The following is an 18,337-nucleotide window of genomic DNA, read 5'->3' on the forward strand; positions in this document are numbered from 1 at the left end:
ACCCGCCGTGCCCACCACCACCGAGGTCGCGCCCGCCCGGTCGCGCGACGCCGTCTTCCGGCTCGTCGCCGTCGCCATCCTGATCGCCGCGGGCGTCGTCGCCTGGGTGCTGTTCCGCGGCGGTACCGGCGAAACACCACCACAGGACCGGTCGATCACGGTGTCGATCACCGGCGGCCGGGTCGAGCCGCCCGTCGGCCGGGTCGAGGTGGGCAAGGGCAGCACGATCCGGCTCACCGTCACCTCCGACGTGCCCGACGAGCTGCACGTCCACGGCTACGACCGCAAGGCCGTGCTGGAGGCGGGCCGGCCGGCGACGCTGGAGTTCCGCGCCGACACCACCGGCATGTTCGAGGTCGAGACGCACTCCGGTCACCTGCTGCTGGTGCAGCTGGTGGTGCGCTGATCAGCCTTGCTCAGCCCTTGAAGAACGTCAGCATCGCGTCGTTGACGGCGTCGGGCTGCTCCAGGTAGCCGTAGTGGCCGGCGGCGGGGATCTCGGCGTACTGGGCGCCGGGGATCGCGTCGGCGAGCTCACGGCCGCGGGCCGCCGGCGCCATCACGTCGTCCGCGAACGACAGCACCAGCGTCGGGGTGCCGATCCGCCGGTACGCGGCCAGCCGGTCCGTGTCGAGCTCAACGTCGAGCTGCGGGCGCAGGCCGGCGTCGGTCACGTCGGCCGGGGACATCTCGAACAGGTCGAGCCAGTCCTGCACCGCCTGCTCGTCCTGCAGCGTGCTCGGCGACAGGTTCTGCACCGCGCGCGTCGTCGCGTCGTACACGCCGGGGAGACGGACGCGCTCGTCGTACAGCGCGCGCTCGGCGGCGGCGAGAGCCCGGGACATCGCGTCGGGGCGGCCCCGGCTCGCCATCAGCACCGCCTGGGTGGCCAGGTCGGGCCGGGCCAGCAGCAGCTCCTGCACGACGTGCGCGCCCATCGACGAGCCGACCAGCCGGCACGGCCCGCCGGCGAGCCGCTCGATCAGGCCGGCCGTGTCGGCGACCAGGTCGTCGACGGTGAGCCCGGTCTTCGCCGGGTCGCTCGGCGACACGCCCCGGTTGTCGAAGGTGATCGCCCGGTAGCCGGCGGCGACCAGCGCGGGCACCTGGTGCAGCCGCCACGTGCGGCCGCGCGCGGCGGTGCCGGCGACCAGCACGACGGCGTCGCCGCTGCCGGACTCCTCGTAGTGCAGCGTCACGGCACCGACGTTCACGAACGGCACGGCCATCCCCCCTGTGGCGAAGTAAGGAGAGCCTAACGGATGCCGCCGCCCTACTGCTGGTAGCCGTTGTTGTCGCAGGTACGGCGCTGCAGGATGCAGTTCTTCGTGCGCTTGTTCATGGTGGCGGCGTCCCACATCACGAACGCGTCGCCGTGCATCGAGGAGGCGCTCCTGCCCTCCTTGTCCGAGGACAGGTAGTAGCCCTGCTGGGTGCCCTTCGCGCCGTACTGGATGTCGAAGGTGATCGCCGGGATCTTCACCGGGTGGCTGGCCGGGCAGGCGTTGCCCGAGCCGTGCTTGACGTGGTCCTTGTGGTTGGGGCTGTCCAGGTGCTTGCCGTCCCAGCAGTCCGGGAACTGCATCATGAAGTGCAGCGTGGCGTCGCCGCCGCAGATGGGCCAGTTGCCGTTGGTGCTGCGCGCGACGCCGTCGAGGTCGCCGGGGCCGTAGAAGGCGCAGTAGAACTGGCCCTGCGCCCCGCGCGGCGTCGGCTGCCGCTTCGTGGCGTCGCCGCTGATCATCCGCAGACCGTTCGGCATCGGCAGCTGACCGGCCGACGTGTTCATCAGCGACCGGTAGTAGACCCGGAAGCCGGTGGTCTCGACGGGTTTGTTCGTCGCGGCGTCGTACAGCGTCGGCACCCAGTACGCGGAGTGGTCCTGGACCGGCTTGCACGTCGTGGCCGTGAACTTCGTCAGATCCTCGGGCGTCGTGTCGGCGGTGACGGCCTTGTTCCCGACGAACGAGTGCATGTGCGACGAGCCGGCGAGCCCGGGAAAGACGATCGGGTCGTCGGCCAGGGAGTGGCTGTACTGGCAGTCCGCCCGGAACTCGGGCAGGTTGCCCACCCCCGCCGGCACCGGGTCGGTCTTGAGCGCCTGGTACGCGTCGACCTGCGCCTTCCACGCCGCGGCGTCCACCGGGATCCACCCGGTCGCGGGCGCCTTGGCGGTGGCGGACTTCGACGCTCCAGCGCTCGCGGCGGCCGACGCGGACCCCGACGGCGCGGGCGCCGCACCGATCACAGCGCCGGATTCCGCCGGTACCGGCGACGCATCCGCAACCGAGGACGGCCTCGCCGATCCGGGCGACGTGGTGAGGTAGACGACGGCCGCGCCGGCCACGACGATCAGGCCCGCCGCCGCCATCACCACCTTGCTCCGGCCGAGCCGCCAGGGAACGCCGTGGTTCGACGCGTACGACAACGAATGACTCCCCACGAGCGCGGACGGTGCACGACCGCCGTGATCGTAGGCGCCGCCGCCCCGTGCCCGACAGAGATCTAAAGCAACCTTAATCCACGACCCGAATTTAGCGGCCGTAGAACCGGTGGGCGAACAGCTCGGCGGCCAGCTCGTCGACCGACGTGGTCGCGCCCACGGCCCACAGGGCGGCCGCCACGGGGTCGGGGTCGCCGCCCTCGCCGAACGCCGGCAGTGCCAGGAGCAGGTTCACCGGGTCGGTGGGCAGCAGTCCCCACGGCAGGCCGGGCCCCGGGCTGTCGCCGCCGTCCTCGGCGGCGAGGCGGCGCGCGGCGGCCCCGATCTCGGCGTCGACCAGCCAGTCGAGGCCAGGATCGCCGGGGAAGTTGCGCACGATCAGGTGCAGGAAGCCCCGGCCGATCGGGACGGTGAACACCGGCCACAGGTCCGATCGCTCGAAGTCGTCGAGGAGCGCCTCGAGGTCGGCCGGGTCCACCCCGAACGCCTCGGGTGCCGAGCCCGCGTGGCCGACGGCGAACAGGAACGCGGGCCAGAACAGCTCGTCCTCCAGCCAGGGCATCGCGTCGACCAGCGGCGCGTCCTGGCCGGGCAGGTAGTCAGGAAGTTGCATCGGTGGCGGCCCGGACCTTGTCGAGATGGATGCGGGCAGCTTGGGCGTGGGCTTCGTGGCGGAGCCAGCCGCTGGCGAGCGAGGGCAGGCCGGCGGCCGCGGCGCGGGCCGCGCGGGCCGGGTGGTGCTTGCCGGGCCGGCCGCAGTCCCACTCGATGCGCAGCCCTTCGAGCGGCCGTCGCACCGGCCGCGCGACCTCGGCCAGGAGGTCCTCGTCGGCGAAGCCGAGCCCGCGGATCCAGGCGACGCGCGCCGCGGTGACGGGTGCGCCGTACGCCCGGTCGATCCACGCCAGCTGGAACGCGGCGGGCGCCGCCGGCTCGACCAGCAGGATGCCGGCGTACGCGTCGAACGCGCCGCCCAGCGTGGTCTCGATCCGCCCGCGCAGGAACGTGTCGTCGGCGTCCTCGATCCGCCGCACGGCCCCTTCGCCCCCGATCAGTGCCCTCCCTCGTTCGCCGTAATTCGCGAAGGCCGCGATGACGGCGTTCCGCTCCGACACGCTGAGGCGGTCCTCGTGCAGCATCGGCAGCAGGTGTACCAGCAGCGTCTCGTCTCCGAGCGCGCCGATCGCCTCCGGTACCGCCGCCACCCCCGCCCCGTCGACGAGCTCCCGCAGCCTCAGGTCAGGCTCATGCGGTGCCGGCGTGAAGTCGCTGTCCCAGTGCCGCTGCCCCCACAGCTCGTCCCGGAACGCGTCGAACAACTGCCGTGCCTCCGCCTCCCCGCCCACGCCCCCAACGTACGCCAGGACCTCCAGTCGTTTCCCCACGTGCCGGCCGGCCGCGCGCGTATGGTCGGTCGCATCGGCCGGGTGCCGGATCGGGGGCGGTGCCGTGAGCTTTCAGCGCTGGCAGGTCTGGCTGGTGCCCACCGCCGGGGCGCTGGTTCTGGTCAGCAGCCTCACCCCGTGGTGGACCCTGGACATCGCCGACGGTGGTGCGCTCGCCGAAGGCGGGACCGGCGCCGTCACCGCGTGGGAGACCTCGGGTTGGTGGCCGGTCGCCGTCACCACCGGACCGTCCGTCGTTAGAGTGCTGCCATGGACGTTGCTGTCGAGCGCATTGCCGCCGCCACCGAAGAGACGGTCGAGGCATTCGCACGCCTGCTGCCCCAGCTGTCCGCCTCCGCCGCGCCGCTGGACGCCGCGGCCCTCGACGCTCTCCTCATCTGGCCGGGCAACCACATCCTGGCCGCCTGCGTCGACGGCAGGATCGTCGGCGTGCTGACGCTGGTCACGTTCCCCGTCCCGACCGGCCTGCGCGCCAGGATCGAGGACGTCGTCGTCGACGAGTCCGCCCGAGGCCACGGCGCCGGCGCCGCACTCATCCGCGAAGCCCTCCGCCTCGCCGAAACCGAAGGCGCCCGCAGCGTCGACCTGACATCCCGCCCCGACCGCGTCTCCGCCATCCGCCTGTACGAACGACTCGGCTTCACCCGCCGCGCCTCCAACACCTTCCGCTACACCGGAGCCCCGCGGCTATCGTGACGCGTCCGGGCAGGTCGTGATTGCACGCCACGCTGAACGGATGCCGGACGGCGCCGGAGCAAGTGGAGTTGGCACGTATGTTTCGCTAGCCGGTGACCTTGGCCTCTTCCCACTGCTTGAAGTACCAGTAGACCGTCTGCCATGGCGGGAAGTCGCGTGGCAGGTACCGCCAGGCGCAGCCGGTGCGGACCACGTACAGAACAGCGTCCACAATGGATCTTCGTGGATGCTTTCCGGCCTACCAACGCGTTTGGGCGCTGGGAGCAGCGGCCCGACCAGCGCCCACTGCTCGTCGGTCAGGTCTGAGGGGTACCGCCAAGCCGCTCGTACCGCGGTCGGTAGTCCAGCGTGCCCCATACGTGCGTGACGGTGTCGTGGTCGTCGCGCGAGTACGCGTAGGGCGTCAGGTCCGCGAAGTAGGTCACTGAGGCAAGATACGGCGTTGGGTGTGCCTGTGCGACGGTGTCCGCGCTGTCAAGAAATTTCGGAAGGCCTCAGGAAGATGCCGCTTTCACGGTACGTGTCGCGAATCCGGCGTAGCGTCGACACGGGCTGCTCATCCTCCCTTTCGTCGCCGCCATGAAGACACCGAACGTAGGATCGCGCCGCCGGCGTGATCTCCATTTCGAAGACTCGGAGCAGATATTCTTCGTCACGCTCACGAGGAGCCCTGATGGAATCAATCACTTCGGGGCACGCAGTCAAGTCTTTAGCGCTTCGATTGGCTTCGGATGTCACTGGGGCGGCCGCGTAGCAGTAGGGGCGCTACCAGTACCGTGGCGGCTCCGGCGGACGCGATGGCCAGGGCCGGGGAAGTCAACTCCGCGACGGTGCCCAGAAGCAGGGGGCTGAGGCCCTGCAGGGCCATCATGCCGGTGGAGAGCAGGGCGAAGAGCTGGCCGCGGCGGGCTTCGGGGGCGGCGGCGAGGAAGGCGCGTTGCAGGCCGAGACCGTACGCGAAGCCCGTCCCGGCGATGACGAGCAGCGCCGCCAGGACCGGGAGTGGTGGGGCGGCGAGCACGGCGATGAGTGGGGTGCCGAGCAGGAGCAGGAAGGGACCGGCGAGGCGTTCGCGCAGGGTGGGGCGGAGGAAGCGGCCGGCGACGAAGTTGCCCAGGAGCATGCCGGCGGCGGGGGCGGCCATGAGGACGGCGCCGGAGCCTGCTGGGAAGCCGCGGCGGCCGGCGTACGCGACGAGGAGGGCCTCGGCGCCGGCGGCGAACGCGGACGGCAGCCACTGGGCGAGCAGCAGCCGGCGGATGGTGCGGTCACCGAACAACGCCGATGCCCCGGCCAGACTGTCCCTGACAGCGCCGCCACGGGAATGGACGGCACCGCCACGGGAACGGACACCTCCGCCGCCTGAGCCGAGGCCGAAGCGGACCAGCACGGCGGCGGCCACGTGGCAGGCGGCGGCGAAGAGCAGCGCGTGGCGGGGTCCCGCGGCGGCCACCGCGACGCCGCCGCCCGCGAGGCCGAGCAGCTGGGCGGCGGAGGACGACATGTTGGACACGGAGCGGCCGAGGACGTACGCGTCGCCGGTCAGTTGGTCGGCGATGACGCGGGCCGCCGCGCCCGCGAACACCGGCGTGCCGCACGCGACCACGGCGACCAGCGAGAGGCTCGCCGCGACCGGTAGGTCGAGCAGGCCGAGCGCGGCCGCGAGGAGGGCCTCGACCGCATACCCGGCGACGATGAGCGGCCGCGGGCGCAGGCGGTCGGTCAGCGACCCGAGCAGCAGCCCGCCGACGACCTGCGGCAGGAATCCCGCGCCGAAGGCGAGCGCGCTGAGCAGCGCGGAGCCGGTGCCGGTGTAGACCAGGACGGACAGCGCGAAGATCTGCAGGGAGTTCGCGCCGATCGCCAGGGTCCGCGCGACGAACAGGGCACGGAACGACGGCTCCGCGAACACCTCGCGGTACGTGGCCGGGCGGTCGACGACAGTCATGCGCACCAGCCTGCGGGCGAGCGGGAGACTGCACGAATGATTCGCCACACGGCGTAAGGTCGAGGGCGTGCTGCGGTTCGTGGTGGGTGCGGAGGACCTGGTGCGCACCAGGTTCGCGCTGTCGCCGGTCTTCGAGCTGCACCACCTGATCCGCGCCCTGCAGAGCCCGCACCCGCAGGGCGTGCCGGAGGCGTGGCTGGCCCGGCTGCGGCCGCGGTTCACGGAGCTGGCCGGGCGGCACGGGGCGGGGCTCGCGGCGATCGACGCGCTGCACACGCCGCGGGCAGGCGCGACGTTCTTCTCCCCGCCGCCGCGGCTGCAGACCATCGAGGACGACCTCGCCACGATGCGCGCCGCGCCGGCGGACGGCGTACGGGCGGAGATCGACTTCTATCTGCGGCACCGCCGCGACGTGTCGGACGCCGCGCGGGCGGTGCTGGCGGCGCCGGACGCCCTGGACAGGCTCGCCGACGTGCTGGCCGCGGCGTGGACGGCGCTGCTCGAAGACGACTGGCCACGGCTGCGGCTGCTGTGCGAGCGCGACGTCGTGCACCGCGTCGGCGAGCTCGGCCGCGCGGGCTGGGCCGCCGCCCTCGCCGGGCTCCACCGGAAGGTCCGCTGGCGCGACGGCGGCATCGACCTGCACGTCCGCAGCAGAGGCGAGATCGCGCTCGGCGGGGACGGGCTGCTGCTCGTCCCGTCGGTGTTCGTGTGGCCGGAGATCGCCGTGTACGCCGACGACCCCTGGCCCAAGGCGATCGTCTACCCGGCCCGCGGCGTCGGGACGCTGCTCGAGCATGGGCCGCCCGAGCCGCCCGCGCACCTGTCGGCGCTGCTCGGCCGGTCCCGGGCGCTGCTGCTGGCCACCCTCGGCGACCCGGCCAGCACGAGTCAGCTCGCCCGGGCGTACGGCATGGCCACCGGCGCCGTCGGCGACCACCTCGCCGTCCTGCACCGATCGGGTCTCGTGCACCGCGCCCGCTCGGGCCGCTCCGTGCTCTACCGCCGCACCCCGCTCGGCGACGCACTCGTCGCCGCGCCTGGATAGCGCCGGCGGCGTCGGTATCTGAATGCTTGTGAAGTGGGTGTAACGCATGGGGTGTTGGTGGACATGGAGCGGGTATGCGATCGGCCCGGTTTGAGCGAGCATATGCCGCCCATATGAGCCAATCTTTGCCTACGCGCTGCGCCGCACCGACTCGGTGCAGGATGCCTCGGATGTCGTCGCGGACGTCTTCCTGACCGCCTGGCGGCGCGTCGAGGACATGCCGGACGGTGAAGAGACCATACTCTGGCTGTACGGTATCGCCCGCCGGACGTTGGCGAACCATGCGCGCTCCAGGCGCCGCTATGACCGGCTCGCGGCCCGGGTCCTCGCGACGGGGACCATCTCGGCGGCGACCGAGGCGCCTGACCCTGATGGTGCCGTCGCCGCCGCCTTTGACCGCCTGCGCCCCGAGGATCAAGACATTCTCGGTCTCGTCGCGGTGGAAGGGCTCACGCCCACCGAGATCGCCCGCGTGCTGGGTCGCCCGGCGGTGTATGTGCGGGTGAGGCTGCCTGCCACAGGAACCGTCCGGGCCCGGCTCGACGCCGGGGGCCGAGTCGACGTCGGCGCCCGGGTCACCGTCCGGCGCGCGTCGCGGCGACGTCTTCGCGGGCACTTCAGCGAGCCAGAGTTGTGTCGAGGCGTATTCGGCACAGTCACTTGCCCGGCGCAGTTTCGCGTTCGACGGGTCGGTGACCGGAATCGGCGCCACCGATGCCGCGACAGGCATGTTTCTTCCGGTGACGTTCAAGGTTCACCGATGGTTCCGGGGCGGCTCAGCCGAAAGCGTCACCGTCGGACTGCCGAATCCGACGGGCGGCGTCAGCCTGGAAGTGGCGCCTTTCGGGATCGGATCACGGCTGCTGGTCTCCGGCGAGCCGCGTTTCGGTGGCCCGCCGTTGACCGATCCGGTGGCCTGGGCCTGCGGGTTCACTCGCTGGCACGACGCGGTCGACGCCGAAGTGTGGCAGCAGAGTTTCAACTGAATCCGGCCGCCCGGCCGGTCTCGGCCCGCACCGGGACCGGCCGGGCGGCATCGACTACTGGGAAGGGTCGCGGCCGATGAAGGCCAGCAGCCGGGTCTGCGCGTCGGCGTCGGCGGGGACCTCGACCCGCGCGCCGTAGTGGCCGCTGCTGCGCAGCACCTCGTCCATCGGCAGCATGCCCTCCAGCATCACCGCGCAGCGCTGCGGGTCGAGCCGCTCGTCCTGGCCGGTCGCACGGGCCAGGTCCCACGTGTGCAGGAACACGTCGGAGGTGTAGAACTGGCTGATCGCCGTGGCGACCGGCAGCTCGCCGATGTGCGGGTTGGACAGCATCCGGTCGGCGCTGGACGGGTCGTCCAGCAGCGCCTGCACGGCGTCGGTGTGCACCTGCCAGGCGGCGACCGGGTCCTCGGCGACCGGCGGCCCCTTCGGCAGGTCGATGCCCGCGCCGGCGCGCAGGAACCCCGGCAGCCATTCGACGAGGTGCCCGACGACGTCCCGGGCCACCCAGCCCTCACACGGTGCCGGTCGGTCCCAGCCGCCGGCCGGCACGCCACGGACCCGGTCGGTGAACGTGCCGGCGATGCTCCGGTGTTCTTCCGCTGCAGTCATCCGGCCACGCTAACCCGTCCCACCTGCCGGCGTCGGCCCATCGACGAGATGGCAGCCGTTCGGGGCCGGTGGTCCAGGTGCGTCGAGGCACGATCGGCCGGGCACCGTATCCGCTCGGACGATCACGCCGGCCATCGACCGTGACAGGGTAACCACAACCGGTCACCCGGGATGGGAGGGCACGTGCTGCGCAAAGCCGGCATCGTCGCGGCGGTCATGCTGCTGGTCGGATCGATGGCTCCGCCGCCCGCGCTGGCCGACGGCGCCGACGTGGAGTTCCTCGACGGGACGGTGCTGCGGCTGCGGCCCGGCAACCCGGCGCGGGCGGCGGTCGTGAACAACGCCGGCGTACCGTATGACGTCGACATCCGGAGCGTCGCCGGGGACGGCGGGACCGGCGCCGCCACCGTCGCACCGGCGAGCGCGCACCTCGATCCGGGCGGGGTCGCGGTCTTCACCGTCACGCCGGCCGGGGACGACGGCGCGTCCGGTTTCCTGGTCGCCGTCGCCCGGGCGCCGGGGACGCCGACTGTCGTCGCGCGGCGGGCGTACGAGATCGGCCCGGAGACGGTGGGGTGGCTGCCGCTCGTGGCCGAGTGGCGGGTGACGTCGTCGCGAGGCCCGTTCGTGACCGGGCTCAGCGGCGCCACGCTGCCGCTCGCCCAGGGCGTCTCGTGCCCGCCCGGGGATGCGACGATCCCGGTCGGCGGGCTCGCGTCGGCGGGCGGCGGCGCGGTGACCGTGCAGGCGACCTGCCACGCGGGGCGGCACGACGTCGAGCTCGCCTTCGCGGGCGCCACCCGGGCCGGCGACTACACCGGGACGATCGATCTGGCACCGGACGACGACGCGGCCGGCGAGGTGGCGCTGACGCTGCGCAGCACCGACGACTTCGTGTTCCCGCTGCTCGTCCTGCTCGCCGGTGTCGCGCTCGCGCTGGTGACCGCGTGGCAGGCGGGCCGGCTCAGCACGGTGTCGCTGGCGGTCGAGGAGTCGTGGTTGCTCGAGGCGGAGGCGGCGGCCGCGCATCAGCGGTTCCGCCAGGCCGGTGCGAACGCGCCGTGGCGGGCCTACTCGTTCCTGCCCGCCCTGCAGGCGCGGCTCGCCGCGGTCCGGTCGGAGCTGTCGAAGCTCAGCCGCAGGTTCAGCGAGCTGACCGCCGACGAGGGCCCGTTCCAGGCGCAGCTCGACGTCATGACGGCGCTGCGGCAACTCGTCGACGCGTGGCCGGCGGCGGCCCAGCGGCTCGCCGCGCTGACCGTCGCCGAGCAGGCCGTCGCCGGCACGCCGGGCGACCCGCCGTCCCCGTGGGACGCCAGGCCCGGGCAGGCGGCGGCCGGCCGGCTGCCGGCCCTCGTCACGCACGCCGGGGCGCTGCTGCGGGGCCGGCCGATCGACGACGTCGACACGGTCCCGCAGCTGATCGCCGACATCGACGCCACGACCGTCGCCCTGCGGGCCTGGCCCGCCGACGCCACCGCCGTCCACGGCCTGCGGGCGCTCGCGCGGCGGCTGAAGCCCGCCCAGCGCGACGCGACCGACCTGCGGTCGCTGACGGAGGCGGCCGCCACGGTCGACGCGGTCCTGGAGGACATGTGGGCCGCGGCCGACGGCGCCGCGTACACCGGGCTGCGGATCGGTGAGCGCCTCGACGCGCCGGCCGTCGTCCTGCACGCGTTGCAGTCCCGCGAGCGGCTCGTCGCATCCGGCGTGCCCGGCCCCGGACCGGGGCCCGTGCCGCTGCCGCCGGTGCCGCCCGACCCGGCACTCGCGCTGGCCGAGGCGCGGGAGGGCGCGGCCGCGACGGCCCGGCGGGTCGCCCGGTCGCGGCGGGTCCGCAACGTGCTCGTGTTCGCCGCCATCGCGGTCGTCACCGTCTGGACCGGGCTCAGCGCGCTGTACTTCGACCAGGCCTTCGGCGGCTGGCGCGACTACGTGACTGTCGCCGCGTGGGGGTTCGGCGCGCAGGCCGGCCTGACTGTCATCGCCGGCGCCCTCGACCGGATCATGGCCGGCGGGCGGGTGACCGCGGGATGACCGCGCCGCTGCCGTGCTGGTTCCGCGACGACACCCCCGGACCCGCGACGCACGTGCTGGTGATCGGCGTGTCGGAGTACCCGTTCCGGCCACTGTCCGACCTGGACGACCTGCCGTCGGGCGCGACGTCGGCGGACCTGTTCGCCCGGTGGATGCGCGACCGGTACCCGGGCGGGGACCGGCGGCTGGGCAGCATCCGGCTGCTGCTCGCGCCGACCGACGACGAGCGGCCATACGTCTCCGGCGGCGACACCGTGCCGCGGGCCGACGGCGCGGCCGTGCACCAGGCGCTGCACGAATGGGCGCAGGACTGCCGGTCGTCGCCGGAGAACGTCGCCGTCCTGTACATCTGCGGACACGGCGTGCAGGAGACCGACGACGGCGCGATCGTCCTGCTCCGCGACGCCGGCGCGATCGGTGACCCGTTCGACGCGGCCGTCGACGTCGCCGGCGTCCGGAAGGGGCTGAGCCTCGACGGCTGCCCGACCCGCCAGTGGTACTTCGTCGACGCCTGCCGTGTGCCGGCACACGGCCTGGACGACTACGCGGGCCCGCTGCGCGGCAGGATCACCCTCGAACCGCGTCGCGGCACCGGCCCGGCCCACCGGCCCATCTTCTTCGCCGCGGCGCCCGGGACGGCGGCCTGGCAGTCGGGCGTGGGCAGCGTCTTCGTGCGGGCCCTGCTGGAGTGCCTGGACCTCGACGCCCGCACCCGCCTCGACGGCGACGAGGAGCGGTGGGGCGTGACCGCCGAGTCGCTGCACCGCCACCTGTGGCGGCGGGCACATCAGCTGGCCGCCCTCGGCGCGGAGGAGCAGACGGTCATGGTCGGCGGCTCGCACCTGTCGGACATCGCGTTCCTGGAGTGCGAGGTGCCGTCGGTGCCGGTGACGCTGTTCGTCGACCCCGCCGCCGCCCAACACGCCGTCGGCTGCACCGCGCGCATCTTCGAGGGCGACGTCCAGGCCCTGGAACGCCGCCCGCTGCCGGTGATCGACGTGCCGGTGCCGGCGGGCATCTGGACCCTGGCGGTGGCCTTCGACCCGCCGCACCCGCAGTTCGCGCCGGAGACGGTGGCATCGGTGCAGGTCGCTCCGCCGAAGGCACACAAGACGGTGACGCTGCGATGACGGAACCTGGCACGCTGGTCGTCGACATGGACGGGGTCGCCCTGCCGGTGACGGTCCGCGACAGCCGGCTGAAGGTGGTGGCGACCGGCAGCACCGGCGAGCCGATCACGCTGCCGCCCGGGACGTACGCCGTCTCGGTGCCACTGCCCACCGGCCCCGACAGCTTCGACGAGGTCGTCGTGGTCGGTCCCGGATCCCGCGACACGCGCCTCGCCGGCCCGGCGCAGACCGTTCGCGACCCGACGACCGCGGCGATCGCCCTCGCCGACCGTGGCCGGCCCGACGCCGCGGTCCACGTGCTCCGCGGCGACCTGGCGAACCTGCCGACGCTGGGCGTGGCGCTGCTGGGCTTCACCGCCCTCCAGCTCGGCGACGACGCGACCGCGGCGGCTGTGGCGGACCGGCCCGGCAACGACCCCGACGTCCTCGCGCTACGCGCGGCCGTGCTCCAGCGCCGCCCCGACGCCGGAGATCGCCTCGACGAGCTGGCGCGACTCACTGAGCGCGCCCTCGCCCTCGTCGTGCCGAGACTCCGCCTGTCGGCGCTCGCGCTGGTGGCGGCCGTGCGGGACACCGGCAGCACGCCGCCGACCGCAGCGTTCCGCGAGCTGCTGCGGCAGGTCCGTCGCTGCGACATGAGCCGGACGATGCTTGAAAGTGCGGGCGACCCTGCGGTCACCTGGCTCGCCGAGGACGAGGACGTGTGGGGTAGCGATGCCTGGGACGGCTTCGATCCCGGTGTCATCGCGCTGCCCGCGTGGCGGACGAGCGAGCTGGTGCTCGCCGCCGCCCCCGCGGCCGAACAGACCGTCCACACGTTCGTGTCGCCCCGCGGCACCATCCGGATCCGGCTGCGGCAGACGCCCGACCGCCGCTTCGAGGTCGAGATCACCGCGCCCTCGGCCCGCGTGCGGTGCTTCCTGATCCGGTACGCGGTCCGCGCCGGTGGCCGCACCGCCATCGCCGCGCCGGTGCGGCCCAAGCGGTTCGGGACGCCGGTGGCCGTTGTCGACCTGCCCGGATTCGCCACGAACCTGCCGTGGACGGTGCAGGAGCTGGCAGAGCCGTTCACGGAGCTCGACCCCGACATCGTCCGCGACTCCGTCGACGCGGCGTCCGACCGCGAGACCCTCGACGCGTGGACGGCGGTCGCGGAGGTGGCCGAGCCCGCGACGAGCCAGCTCATCACCAGGCTCCTGGAGTTGTGATGCCGGCGCCCGACCCGGCCGCGGAGATCGCGCGGATCGTCCGGGCGCGGCACGACGTCGACTCGCCCGAGTCGCCGACCCGGTTGTTCCACGATCTTGTCGCGGGCTGGTGGACGGCGTGTGCCGCCGCCGCACGGACCGAGCCCGGACGGGTGGACGCCTGGCTCGACGAGGAGTCCGGGCTGCTGAGCCTGCTCGACGAGAAGACCCCGCGACACGCCGCGGACCGCACCGCGCTCCGCCGGGCGGCGGTGGCGGTCGCGCAGGTCACGCTCGCCGCCGCCGGGCGCACCGACGCCGATGTCGCGGCGGCCGTCACGTACTGGCGGGACACCCGCATCATGCCGGAGACGATGCCGACCGCGCACCGGCACCCGGCGGCCCAGCGGATCGCCGAGCTGGTGGAGCCGCTCCCGGGCGGCGCGGTGCGCTCGTGGGTGGTGCTGCAGGCGCTGCTCGCCGCCGGGGCGGTGCGCCCCCGCCGCGCGGCGCAGCGGATGGCCGTGCTGTTCGAGCGGCAGGGCCGGCACGGGAGCGAGGGCGTCGCCGGCACGCTGGAGATCGCGCTGATCCCGGGCGGCCCGGCCGGGCTGTATCCGGACCCGGCGGCGACGGCGTTCCTGCGGGGCGACGACGCGTTCGCCGGGTCGATCGCCGCGGCCTGGCGCCACGCGACCGCCGGCCGGGAGTCGGCGCCGTGCGTCGTGTGGCGGCTCACCGTGCCGGGCGAGCCCTGCCTGCACGTCGTCGGCGACTCGACGGGCGCCGCGTTCGCGGTGCTGCTCGCCGCCGTGCTGGGCCCGCCGTCCCGATCGGCGGTGCTGGCGCGGTTGTGGCGGCCGGTCATGACCGCTGCGCGCTGGCTGCGACCGTCGCGCCGGCCGTTCGCCGTGACCGGCAGGCTCACCGCCGGCGGCACGTTCGGCGACGTCGGTGGTCTGGACGCGAAACTCGACGCCGCCCGCCGGGCCAAGCTCGTCGCGATCATCCCACGGACGGGCGGCCCGAAGACGGTGGACGGCCGCCCCGACGTCCACCCGGTGCGGACCGTCGGCGAGGCATGGCGGACGCTGTACCACCCGAACTGGCAGCGGGTCAGCGGCGCGCTGGCGGCCGTCGTGGCGCTGGTCCTGGCCGTGTCCGGGACGGTGTACTTCGTCCAGAGCCGCGAGGCGGAGCGGACCCGGCGGATGGCGTCGTCGCGGGCGGTGGCGGAGCAGGCGCAGAAGCTGATGGCGGACGACCCGAACCTGGCCCGCCAGCTGGCCGCCGCCGCGTACCGGATCTCGCCGACCCCTGAGGCGCTGCGGTCCGTCCTCGACGCGTCCACGACCGGCGGCACGCTCACCTTCCCCGGGGAGATCCAGGCCGTGCGGGCGGTGCCGGGTGGTGACGATGTGATGGTCGCCGCGGGGGGCGGCATCTACACCGCACGCCTCGGCGAGCACCGCGTGACGCGGATCCTCCCGGAGGCCGGTGGCACCGTCACCAGCGTCGCGACGAGCCGCGACGGCAAGCTGATCGCCATCGCCGACGCCGACGGCGGGATCGAGGTGCGGTCGGCGGCGGGGCCCGCCGGCCGCGTCGTGCACCAGGGGCACCGGGTGACCGCGTTGGAGTTCTCCGCCGACGGCCGGTACCTCGCGGCCGGCTTCGGTCCGGCGACCCTGCTGCAGCGGACCGGCGACCTCGCGGTTCGGGTGTGGGACCTCACCGCCGGCGCGCCGCTCACCGAGGTCTGGCACCAGTTCCTGCCGGCCGGGCCCGCCGTGCCGGCGCTGCTGTTCACCTCGCGGGGCGTGCTCGTCGTCGGCGGGTCGGCGCTCGCCGCCGTGGACACCCGGGACGCCTTCCGCCGCTGGGAGATCCCCGCACCCAAGCCTCCCGCCGGGAGCGACACCCGCCGGCCGCGGATGCTCACCCCGCTGTCCACGAGCCTCGACGGGTCCGCCCTCGTGGTCGACGACTCCTGGTCCGGGCTGCTGCTGTGGCACCTCGGGCCGCCCGGCGAGGAGCTGGCGCACCGGCCGGCCGAGTTCGCGACGGCCGCGGCGTTCAGCCCGGCCGACAACACGATGGCGAGCTGGGACGCCCGCACCGGCAAGCCGGTCCTCGTGCGGGTCAGCCCGAACGAGTTCCACGACTTCTCCTACGACCGGGTGCCGTCGTGCATCGCGGCGCCGGAGACGGGCGGGCCCGTCATGTTCACGGCCGGCAACCGGTTCCTCGTCCGCTCCGCCGGGTCCAGGGTGAACTTCTGGACGCTCGCGCCGGCCTGCCCGGCGCAGGGACCGGTGCTGCCCGAGTCGGTCGAGGGCACCGCGGTCGGCGGCTCCGATCACCGGGCGGCGACCGTCGACTTCACCGGTGAGGTGCGGCTGTGGGCGGTCGCGCCCGACCGGCCGCCGCGGCTGTTGTCGACGGCGCCGGTCAGCGACCGGCCACGGGTCGACACGGGCGAGTCCGCCGTCGCCGTGTCCGCCTCCGGCGCGGTCGTCGTCACCGCCGGCCGCGACGGCTGGATCACCGTCTGGGACGTCGACGGCGACACGCTCACCCGGCGCGACGAGCGGGCGAACCGGACCCCGGGCGTGCACGGGCTGGCGGTCAGCCCCGACGGCCGGTGGCTGGCGGTCGCCAACGACACGCTCACCGTGTTCGACCTGGGAGCGGCGCGCCCGCTGGAGCACCCGGTCACCTTGGCGACCGGTCCGGGCCGGATGACGCGCGTCGCCTTCGACCCGTCGGGGCGTCGCCTGGCCGGCGCCGGCGACGGAGGCCGGCTCGAGATCTGGGACCTGACGATCGGCGGCCCGCAGCGGCGGCGGGAGCTGCGGTTCACGGGCGACGCGGCCGGCGTCGCGTTCGCCGCGGGCGGCGGGTCGGTCGCGGTCGCCGGGGCGGGCCTGACCGTCTGGAACCTGCGCGGCACCGCCGAGCCGGCGACCTTCGCGCACGTCGCCGCGGACGACCTGGCCTACAGCTCGGACGGGCGGCACCTGCTGACCGTGAACGGCGACGGCGTCCACGTCTGGGACGTCAGCGGCGACACCCCCGTCGACGTCGGGCTCCTGGCCGGTGCGGGCGGCCGCGATCCCCTGTCCCTGCGGCTGTTCGACCCCGAACGGCTGATCGCCCGCATCTGCTCGACCACCGGCGATCTCGTTACCGCCGAGCAGTGGCGCGCCTACATCCCGTCCACGCCCTACGAGCCCCCGTGCAGGTGACCATGGCCTCCGCCCAGCGCATCCTCGTCGCACTCGTCCCGGTCCTCGCGCTCGCGGCATGCGATGGCTCTTCCTCGCCGCCGGCGCCCGCCGCCACACAGGCGTCACAGTGCGTGGGCGAGCAGGGCGCGGCGTTGCAGAGCATCGAGCACGCCGACGCCATCCGGGCGTCGTACTGCCGCGAAGGGTTCGCGTTCGTCCGCTTCGCCGGGCCGGAGATCGGCGTGCACGGCACCCAGGAGGCCTTCTTCGCGTGGAAGGACGGCCGCTGGCAGGACATCGCGTGGGGCGAGACCAGCCACGGCGCGTTCATCTACGAGTCGCTGCGGCAGCACGAGGGCGTCGACGCCCGCCGGCTCGCGACGCTGTTCCCGGAGGCGGGCATGACGGTGGCACCCGACGAGCCCGGCTTCTCGGTCGTCGTCCGCGCCGACGGCATCGGCGATCTCAAGCTGGGCATGACCGAGGCGCAGGCCCGCGCCGCGTCCCCGTTCCCGCTGATGCAGGAGAGCGGCCGGACGGGCACCTGCACGACGCTGGTCACCGAAAACGCCGGGTTCCCGGCGCTCACCGTGCTCATCGGCCGGGACGGGACGGTGTTCGCGGTGTCGGTGACCGACAGCGCGCAGACCGCCGAAGGCATCCATCCGGCGTCGACCCGCAAGGAGCTCGTCGCGGGGTACGGCGACCGGCTGCGGGCCGCCGACACGGACCTGCCCTACGTCGAGCAGGCGGACCTGCGCATCGCCTTCCAGCTGATGAACCACATCGTGGCCCGCATCGACGCGGGGCGCTTCGCCACCGGTACAGCGGCCGCCGCCTGCGCCTGAGGCCGGTCAGGGGCCGTCGCGGAGGGCGGCCAGGCCACCCTGGGAGTCCTCGAGGGCGATGCGTTCGGCGGTGGCGGAGTCGCCGGCGCGCAGGGCCCTGACGAGGGCGCGATGGCTGGTGTACCGCTCGAGGCCGAACGACTCGTCCTCCGCGACCCGGCGCAGCAGCAGCTCGCGGCGCTGCGGGCGGGAGAAGACGCGGCTCTGGTCGAGCATGCGGATCAGCACGGGGTTGTGCGCGCAGGCGTCGACCGTGTCGTTGAACTCCTGCATGGTGTCCAGCAGCGCGTTGAGGTGCCGGTCGGTGGGCTGCTCGTGCCGGCGGCGGTCCTTGAGCAGGATGAGCAGGTCGTCGGCGCGGTCGAGGATCGCGTCCAGGGCGTCGAGCTGGTCGGTGGTGGCGTGCCTGGCGGCGAAGCGGGCGACCAGGCCGCGCAGGCCGATCTCCACCTCGGTCAGGTCGTCGACGGCGGCGTCGCGGATCGCGGCGACGAGCACGGTCCGCGGGCCGATGCGTTCGATGAGCCCGTCGAGCTCCAGGCGGCGCAGCGCCTCGCGGACGGGGGTCGGGCTGATCGCGAGGCGGGACGCCACACCACGCTCGGTGACCTTCTCCCCCGCCGCCAGCTCGCCAGTGGCGATGGCGGTGCGGACGTGGCGGTACGCCTGGTCGGCGAGCGTCTCGGCGGGCATGCCACGCACTCTAGCGCATGCCATCACGTACGACCGTTGCAACTGTTGACGGTTTTGCTATAGCAAATTAGCG

At 73.9% G+C, this 18,337-nt stretch carries 17 protein-coding genes and 2 pseudogenes; 10 read left to right on the plus strand and 9 right to left on the minus strand.

The features are described from left to right. Positions 1-7 precede the first annotated feature (7 nt). On the plus strand, positions 8-406 hold the full coding sequence (locus ABZ321_RS44595; protein WP_344506819.1) for a hypothetical protein: 399 nt from the start codon (positions 8-10) through the stop codon (positions 404-406). A 10-nt stretch (positions 407-416) separates the two neighbouring features. On the opposite strand, the gene ABZ321_RS44600 is transcribed toward ABZ321_RS44595, so the two are convergent. From ABZ321_RS44600 to ABZ321_RS44615, 4 genes are all read right to left on the minus strand, one after another. Continuing rightward, the gene (locus ABZ321_RS44600) at positions 417-1,223 is read right to left on the minus strand and encodes an alpha/beta hydrolase (RefSeq protein WP_354901976.1); all 807 of its coding nucleotides are present in this window, start codon (positions 1,221-1,223) and stop codon (positions 417-419) included. Positions 1,224-1,273: 50 nt separating this feature from the next. Further along, complete coding sequence (locus ABZ321_RS44605; RefSeq protein ID WP_354901978.1) at positions 1,274-2,428, minus strand: DUF1996 domain-containing protein; 1,155 nt, start codon at positions 2,426-2,428, stop codon at positions 1,274-1,276. A 106-nt stretch (positions 2,429-2,534) separates the two neighbouring features. Beyond that, positions 2,535-3,056, minus strand: a complete 522-nt coding sequence (locus ABZ321_RS44610; protein WP_354901981.1) for a hypothetical protein — start codon at positions 3,054-3,056, stop codon at positions 2,535-2,537. Then, positions 3,043-3,789 carry a hypothetical protein gene (locus tag ABZ321_RS44615; protein ID WP_354901983.1) on the minus strand — a complete coding sequence of 249 codons (747 nt, stop codon included), beginning with the start codon at positions 3,787-3,789 and terminating at the stop codon, positions 3,043-3,045. Before ABZ321_RS44615 ends, ABZ321_RS44610 begins: the two co-directional genes overlap by 14 nt. A 309-nt stretch (positions 3,790-4,098) precedes the next feature. Between ABZ321_RS44615 and ABZ321_RS44620 the strand changes: the two genes are divergently transcribed. After that, the gene (locus ABZ321_RS44620) at positions 4,099-4,545 is read left to right on the plus strand and encodes a GNAT family N-acetyltransferase (RefSeq protein ID WP_354901985.1); all 447 of its coding nucleotides are present in this window, start codon (positions 4,099-4,101) and stop codon (positions 4,543-4,545) included. Positions 4,546-4,648: 103 nt separating this feature from the next. Here ABZ321_RS44620 and ABZ321_RS44625 read toward each other — a convergent pair. From ABZ321_RS44625 to ABZ321_RS44635, 3 genes and pseudogenes are all read right to left on the minus strand, one after another. Next, positions 4,649-4,902: pseudogene (locus ABZ321_RS44625) on the minus strand (transposase); the annotation flags it as partial. After that, positions 4,842-4,970 (minus strand): hypothetical protein, encoded by a 129-nt coding sequence (locus ABZ321_RS44630; protein WP_354902027.1) that lies wholly within the window; start codon positions 4,968-4,970, stop codon positions 4,842-4,844. The pseudogene ABZ321_RS44625 and the gene ABZ321_RS44630, both read right to left, overlap by 61 nt. 284 nt (positions 4,971-5,254) lie before the next feature. After that, complete coding sequence (locus tag ABZ321_RS44635) at positions 5,255-6,493, minus strand: MFS transporter (RefSeq protein ID WP_354901987.1); 1,239 nt, start codon at positions 6,491-6,493, stop codon at positions 5,255-5,257. A gap of 67 nt (positions 6,494-6,560) precedes the next feature. Here ABZ321_RS44635 and ABZ321_RS44640 point away from each other — a divergent pair, with 67 nt between their 5' ends. From ABZ321_RS44640 to ABZ321_RS44650, 3 genes and pseudogenes are all read left to right on the plus strand, one after another. Then, positions 6,561-7,541, plus strand: a complete 981-nt coding sequence (locus ABZ321_RS44640; protein WP_354901989.1) for a DUF5937 family protein — start codon at positions 6,561-6,563, stop codon at positions 7,539-7,541. 121 nt (positions 7,542-7,662) lie between these two features. Further along, positions 7,663-7,830, plus strand: a pseudogene (locus ABZ321_RS44645) (sigma factor); the annotation flags it as partial. A 403-nt stretch (positions 7,831-8,233) separates the two neighbouring features. Beyond that, positions 8,234-8,527, plus strand: a complete 294-nt coding sequence (locus tag ABZ321_RS44650; protein ID WP_354901992.1) for a hypothetical protein — start codon at positions 8,234-8,236, stop codon at positions 8,525-8,527. 54 nt (positions 8,528-8,581) lie between these two features. Here ABZ321_RS44650 and ABZ321_RS44655 read toward each other — a convergent pair whose 3' ends face one another. Then, a complete protein-coding gene (locus ABZ321_RS44655) occupies positions 8,582-9,139 on the minus strand; it encodes a TIGR03086 family metal-binding protein (protein ID WP_344506844.1) in 558 nt (185 codons plus the stop codon). A 183-nt stretch (positions 9,140-9,322) separates the two neighbouring features. On the opposite strand from ABZ321_RS44655, the gene ABZ321_RS44660 reads away from it, so the two are divergent. Genes ABZ321_RS44660 through ABZ321_RS44680 form a run of 5 tightly spaced genes read left to right on the plus strand, consistent with a single transcriptional unit; the run spans position 9,323 to position 17,571 of the window. Continuing rightward, a complete protein-coding gene (locus tag ABZ321_RS44660; RefSeq protein WP_354901994.1) occupies positions 9,323-11,176 on the plus strand; it encodes a hypothetical protein in 1,854 nt (617 codons plus the stop codon). Beyond that, positions 11,173-12,306, plus strand: a complete 1,134-nt coding sequence (locus ABZ321_RS44665) for a caspase family protein (RefSeq protein ID WP_354901997.1) — start codon at positions 11,173-11,175, stop codon at positions 12,304-12,306. The genes ABZ321_RS44660 and ABZ321_RS44665 overlap by 4 nt, the downstream gene beginning before the upstream one ends. Then, positions 12,303-13,514 carry a hypothetical protein gene (locus ABZ321_RS44670; RefSeq protein ID WP_354901999.1) on the plus strand — a complete coding sequence of 404 codons (1,212 nt, stop codon included), beginning with the start codon at positions 12,303-12,305 and terminating at the stop codon, positions 13,512-13,514. Before ABZ321_RS44665 ends, ABZ321_RS44670 begins: the two co-directional genes overlap by 4 nt. Then, positions 13,514-16,741, plus strand: coding sequence for a hypothetical protein (locus tag ABZ321_RS44675; RefSeq protein ID WP_354902001.1), 3,228 nt, complete (start codon positions 13,514-13,516; stop codon positions 16,739-16,741). Before ABZ321_RS44670 ends, ABZ321_RS44675 begins: the two co-directional genes overlap by 1 nt. After that, complete coding sequence (locus tag ABZ321_RS44680) at positions 16,732-17,571, plus strand: hypothetical protein (RefSeq protein ID WP_344506854.1); 840 nt, start codon at positions 16,732-16,734, stop codon at positions 17,569-17,571. The genes ABZ321_RS44675 and ABZ321_RS44680 overlap by 10 nt, the downstream gene beginning before the upstream one ends. Positions 17,572-17,577: 6 nt before the next feature. Here the strand turns inward: ABZ321_RS44680 and ABZ321_RS44685 are convergent, their stop codons facing one another. Then, the gene (locus ABZ321_RS44685) at positions 17,578-18,264 is read right to left on the minus strand and encodes a GntR family transcriptional regulator (protein WP_344506856.1); all 687 of its coding nucleotides are present in this window, start codon (positions 18,262-18,264) and stop codon (positions 17,578-17,580) included. Positions 18,265-18,337: the final 73 nt, after the last annotated feature.

The sequence above is a fragment of the Dactylosporangium sp. NPDC006015 genome (assembly GCF_040614215.1).
GTDB lineage: Bacteria > Actinomycetota > Actinomycetes > Mycobacteriales > Micromonosporaceae > Dactylosporangium > Dactylosporangium maewongense.